The organism is Hydrogenophaga sp. (genome assembly GCF_026125825.1).
In the GTDB taxonomy this organism is placed as follows: domain Bacteria; phylum Pseudomonadota; class Gammaproteobacteria; order Burkholderiales; family Burkholderiaceae_C; genus Hydrogenophaga.
In genome coordinates, this window is record NZ_JAHCKK010000218.1 from 1 (window position 1) to 1,597 (window position 1,597).

Below are 1,597 nucleotides of genomic sequence, written 5' to 3' on the forward strand. Positions count from 1 at the left end.
TCACGCAGCGTTGAGCTGAGTATGTTGAGCGGCGGCGGCCTTGTTGGCCAGCTCGTCGCGCTCGGGATTGAGAGCCACCACGTCGATGTGCGACCAGTTGCGCGTGTTGCCAGACCAGCGTGCCGGATTGCGTTGCTGGGCCTGGGCGTACAGCTCGCGCCGAGCCGCCAGGATGGCTCGGTCTTCGCCAGCGTGGCGCTGCTGCGGGCTGACGTAGCGGATGCCGCTGTGGCGGTGATCGACGTTGTACCAACGCACGAACTCGGTCGCCCATGCCCTGGCCTCATCCAGACCGGCGAAGCCTTTGGCAGGGAACTCGGGCCGGTACTTGGCCGTGCGGAACAGCGATTCGGCGTAGGCGTTGTCATCGCTGACGCGGGGCCGCGAGTACGAGGGCTTCACGCCCAGCCATTGCAGCATCGCCAGCACGCTCGTGGCCTTCAGGGTCGAGCCGTTGTCGCCGTGAAGCACCGGCTTGGTGTCCATGGTGGCAATGCTCTCGGCCAGCGCCGTGCGGCGCACCAGGTGCACGGCATGGTCGGCGTCGTCGCTGTCATGCACCTCGGCGCCCACGATCTTGCGGCTGTACAGGTCCAGGATCAGGTACAGGTGGAACCAGCGGCCCAGCACGTTGGCCGGCAGGTAGGTCATGTCCCAGCACCAGACCTGGCCCGGCGCCGTGGCAATGTGGGTGGTGGGCGGGCGTGTCGCCCTGGGCGCCTTGGCGCGACCGCGACGGGCGTTCTGCCCCGCCGCCTTGAGCACGCGGGCCATGCTCGACTCGCTGCCCAGGTACACGCCTTCGTCGGCCAGCATGGGCACGATGCGCGCCGGCGGCACCGAGGCGAAGCGCGGCTCGTTGGCCACGGCCAGCAGCGCCGCGCGCTCCTCAGGGCTCAAGGCATGGCCAGGCGTGGGGCGCACCGCCTGCGGCCTGCCGTCGCCCGCTGTGAGGCCGTCCTTGCCCTTCCAGCGTTGCAAGGTGCGCGCATCAATGCCGGCGGTCTCGCAGGCCGGTTGCAGCCGCGCTCCTGCGGCGTGCGCAGCTTCGATGTCCTGGGCCAGGGCTTGGCGATCTTCGAGGCCGATCATTCGTCCTCGCCCTTGTTGAAGATCGCCGCGACTTTTTTTGATAGCACCAGCAGCGCCGCCGTCTCGGCCAGCGCACGGTCCTTGCGCAGCAGATCGCGCTCGAGTTCCTTGATTCGTTTGCGGTCGGCGCGCGTGGCCTGCGGGCTGGCGCGGGCGTCCTCGGGGTCGGCCAGAGCGGTGGTGCAGCTCGCGCGCCACTTGTCCAACTCGGCCGGGTACACGCCGTGCTCGCGGCACCACGCGCTCTTGGCGGACTCGCTCATCGCCGCCGTCGTGATCACCGCCTCAAGCCGCGCGCCCGCAGTCCATGCCCGCCCTCGGGCGGGCATGGACTGCGCCTTGTCGCGCCACCGCTCCAGCGCTCCCACCCCTACGCCCATTTCCTGCGACACCACTTCCAGCGGTGCGCTCTCCGGCGGCAGCAACCTCGCCACCGCCTTGTCCATGAATGCCTGTCCGTATCGAGCCAATTCCGTCCTTCATCGCCGCCCCCTGGGTTGTCCTA

1 protein-coding gene is annotated in these 1,597 nt (G+C 69.2%); it reads right to left on the reverse strand.

All coding sequences use genetic code 11. The annotated features are described in order from the left end of the window. A protein-coding gene (locus tag KIT86_RS25080; RefSeq protein ID WP_287984732.1) for an IS3 family transposase occupies positions 1-1,562 on the reverse strand; the annotation gives its coding sequence in 2 pieces (ribosomal slippage) (positions 1-1,124 and positions 1,124-1,562; 1,563 coding nt in all). Positions 1,563-1,597 lie beyond the last annotated feature (35 nt).